Source organism: Pseudomonas sp. NFACC43 (assembly GCF_900119645.1).
Taxonomy (GTDB): Bacteria; Pseudomonadota; Gammaproteobacteria; order Pseudomonadales; family Pseudomonadaceae; genus Aquipseudomonas.
The window spans coordinates 1-2,138 of the sequence record NZ_FPKK01000042.1 but is presented as its reverse complement, the minus strand read 5'-3'; the positions used below and the strand labels follow the sequence as shown (position 1 = coordinate 2,138).

The window sequence follows — 2,138 nt, the reverse complement described above, 5'->3', positions numbered from 1 at the left end:
GCATAGCTCAGGCGTTGGCCTTCGAACACCAGCGCCGGGGCGTTGGGGCTCAGGGCTGCCTGCTGGCTCAGGGCCGTGTGCAGGTTGGTCGGGCCACTGTAGTGGCGGTCGGTGGCGTTCCACTGGTCCAGTCGTGGCTGGTCCTGCTGCTGCGGGAACAGCTCGATCAACGTGCGCTGCGGCGTCGCCACCAAGGCATCGAGCAGAGCGCACCACTGTGCGCTCCAGCGCTGCATTGTCGTTTCGTCGAACAACGCCGCCTGGTACTCCAGTGACAGGGTCATGTCACTGCCGTCGTCCTGGACTTCCCAGCTTTGCTCGAACTTGGCATCGACCACTGGCAGGGTCTGCTCTTGCACCTCCAGCCCCGGCCATTGACGGCTGTCCACGCGACCGTAGTTGAGAGAGAACAGTACCTGGAACAGCGGCGTGCGGTTCAGGTCACGATGCTGGGCAACGGTGCTGACCAGGGTGGCGAAAGGCAGGTCGGCGTGGGCCTGGGCCGCACGCAGGTCGGCTTCGAGGCTGGTCAGCAAGCGTTCGGCCGGCGCACGCTGCTCGACGTCGCTACGGATTACCAGGGTGTTGACCAGACAGGCCAGCAGCGCCTGGGATTGCGCCTGGTCACGCTGGTCCGCCGGCGTGCCGAGGCGAATCTCGCGTTGCCCGCTGTAGCGCGCCAGCAGCGCACTCAAGGCGGTGGCCAGGACCACATAGGTGGTGGTGCCCCGTTGACGGGCGAATCGGCGGATGGCTTCGGCCCGTTCGGCACCGAGGCTGACGATCACCTGCCGGGCACGACGGTCGACTTCGGCGCCGCGCGGATGATCGATGGGCAGGTCCAGTTGATAATTGTCCTGGCCCAGATGGTTTTTCCAGTATTCCAGGCTGCTGTTACGCCGTGCCTGGGTGTCCGGGTGCTGCTGCCAAAGGGCGAAGTCGACGTAATCGATCTCCAGCGGTGCCCAGGCGGGGGCCTGTCCGTTCAGCCCGGCGGCATAGGCCTGGGTCAGCTCGTCGATGAGCAATTGCATGGCCCAGCCATCGGTGGCGCTGTGATGCAGGCAGACCAGCAGACGGTGCTCGTCGCTGTCCTGGCGCTGCAACAGGTGCGCGCGCCATGGCGCGGCGGCAGCCAGGTCGAACGGTGCCATCAGTTCGTCCTGGGCCTTGGCGCAAGCCCAAGTCCAGTCCTGGGTCGGCACCGAGGTGACCGCGAGTGCCGGACCCTGCGGGTCGATCAGCAACTGTGGCTCCCCCTGGACCTCGACGATCCGGCTGCGCAGCACCAGGTGGCGCTGGCTGACCTGCTCGAATGCCGCGCGCAGGGCCTGGACCTGCAGTTCGCCGCGCAAGGTCAGAGCGAATGGCATGTGGTATTCGCGGGACTCAGGCACCAGTCGGCTGAGCATCCAGAACCGGCGTTGGGCTAGGCCCAGGGGCAGTTGCGCCGGGCGCGGTTGTACGCTGATCGATTCATCGGGCAGAGCCGCCCGCAAGTGCCTGGCCAGGGCCGCCACCGTCGGCTGGGCGAACACCAGCGGCAAGGGCAGGGACACCCCCAGGCGTTCACGGACCCGGGCGACCAGACGGGTGGCCAGCAAGGAGTGGCCGCCGAGTTGGAAAAAGTGGTCCTCGATACCGACGACAGAGCAGTCCAGCACCTCGCTGAACAGTTCGCAGAGCACGGTTTCAGTGGCATTGCGCGGCGCGGTGCGCGGCTGGTCGCTCTGGCTTTGCGGCAGCGGCGTGGCAGCCAGGGCCTTGCGGTCCAGCTTGCCGTTGCTGTTGAGCGGCAGGCGGTCGAGCTGCACGAAAAGACTCGGCTGCATGTGCGAAGGCAGGCGTTCGCCCAGGGTGGCACGCAGGGTGGCTTCGTCAGCCTCACCACACCAGAAGCTCACCAGGCGCTGGTCCAGCAACAAGGTCGCGGCGTCGCGAACGCCCGCTTGCGCCAGCAGTCCGGCGTCGATTTCCCCCAGCTCGATGCGTTGGCCCCGCAGCTTGACCTGGTGGTCGAGACGTCCCAGGTATTCGATGTTTCCATCGGCCAGGAAACGGCAGCGGTCGCCGGTGCGGTACAGGCGGTCGCCGGCCACGAACGGGCTGGCGAGGAAGCGTTCTTCGGTCAGGTCCGG

1 protein-coding gene is annotated in these 2,138 nt (G+C 66.9%); it reads right to left on the bottom strand.

Annotation, left to right across the window (positions count from 1 at the left end; all coding sequences use genetic code 11):
* Positions 1-2,138 (bottom strand): condensation domain-containing protein (locus tag BT179_RS26265; RefSeq protein ID WP_143148747.1); only part of this gene is annotated, 2,138 nt, incomplete at both ends.